Origin of the sequence: Pantoea sp. Pa-EAmG (assembly GCF_030024295.1) — a bacterium.
Taxonomy (GTDB): domain Bacteria; phylum Pseudomonadota; class Gammaproteobacteria; order Enterobacterales; family Enterobacteriaceae; genus Pantoea; species Pantoea dispersa.
The window spans coordinates 1-1,465 of sequence record NZ_JASEWO010000343.1 but is presented as its reverse complement, the minus strand read 5'-3'; the positions used below and the strand labels follow the sequence as shown (position 1 = coordinate 1,465).

2 protein-coding genes are annotated in these 1,465 nt (G+C 46.6%); both read left to right on the top strand.

Annotation, left to right across the window (positions count from 1 at the left end; translation table 11 throughout):
- Positions 1-333 precede the first annotated feature (333 nt).
- Positions 334-735 (top strand): T6SS amidase immunity protein Tai4 family protein, encoded by a 402-nt coding sequence (locus QMM04_RS22455; RefSeq protein ID WP_218402624.1) that lies wholly within the window; start codon positions 334-336, stop codon positions 733-735.
- Between the two features lie 180 nt (positions 736-915).
- Positions 916-1,398, top strand: coding sequence for a type VI secretion system tube protein Hcp (locus QMM04_RS22450; protein ID WP_010432842.1), 483 nt, complete (start codon positions 916-918; stop codon positions 1,396-1,398).
- Positions 1,399-1,465: the final 67 nt, after the last annotated feature.

Below are 1,465 nucleotides of genomic sequence, written 5' to 3'. Positions count from 1 at the left end.
CACATGTCGATTAAGCATAAATTCTGGTCTCTATAAATGAAAAACAATCTAACCTGGCGTTAATTTTCTTGGCGATCATCTTTATAAATCGCATGTTTTTGGCTAGGCAGAAATATTTACCGATCGCGAGGCAGGTGCGCGCGCAATGTTGGGTCGAAAAGGTGTTGTTTTCTTCAACAAAATTGATGGGTATGGCGGTGGGCATATCGACCTTATCGAGCCTCTGAGTAATAATTCGTTTATATGTAACTCCGATTGCTTTCCGTACTGTCAGGAAATCTGGTTTTGGGAATTAAAATAATTTCATTCAGGTATCTAAAGACAGCATTCCTTTTGCTCGCTTGCTTATGTTTTTCTGCTCGCGGTGATAACCCTCACGTAGATTTTTATCAGCAGCAAACATACCGGCAGGTGGTCAAAGATCTTGTCCTGGCGCGCTGCCTTGCGCAGGTAGCTGATAAGGGTAGCCAGTTCTCTGACGACGCGGCCCGCAGTGCGAGTGCATTCATCGAATGGATACCGTTTGATGCTGAAAACGGTACTGACAAAGTTAACGCCATTATTGGAAAATATAAAAGCAAAATTAACGGCTTCCACTCGGAGCGAAAGCCTGATGTAAAAGGCGTGACGTTAAATTGTTTACGTCTTTACCACAGTGACGAACTTAATAAACTGGTTCCTCAATTAATCATCGGAAATCCTGACCGCACGTGGCTCCAGGATAACCCGCAATAGTAAAAGACTTCACATTCTTACCGTTAATTCCGGGGGGATGTAAGACTGTCAAATGACACGGGTCATTTGATATGAGGCAGAGGTAAAATATGGACGGTTTTATTCAGCCCCATGCTTTCCTGTTTGCCATATAAGGGCTTTTTCGAAAGCAATATTGTTCATCCACGAAGAGTAGATATTATGGCTATTGATATGTTTCTGAAGGTCGAGGGTGTTACGGGCGAATCTAAAGATTCTAACCACACCGGCTGGACTGATATTACCTCCTTCTCCTGGGGCGCTTCCCAGCCGGGTAATATGAGCGTTGGCGGTGGCGGCGGTGCCGGTAAAGTTAACTTTAACGACCTGCACGTTAACGCGCTGATCGACAAATCCACTACAGCAGTCCTGAAACACTGCGCAAGCGGTAAGCACCTGACCAAAGTTGAACTGTCCGTCTGCAAAGCGGGTGGCCAGCAGGTTGAATACACCCGCATCACCCTGGAAGACGTCCTGGTGACCTCTGTTCAGTACACCGGTGCAGACAACGGCGACACCGTTGGCGTGACCTACGCATTCCAGGCTGCGAAAGTGAAACAGCAGTACTGGGAGCAGACCACTGCCGGTGGTAAAGGTGCTGAAAGCAGCGCTGGCTGGAACATTAAAGAGAACAAAGAAGCGTAATTGTTCATCCATGACCGGGGAACCTCCCCGGTCATGATGATTGATTTCTAATATGCTGCAGGTTAAT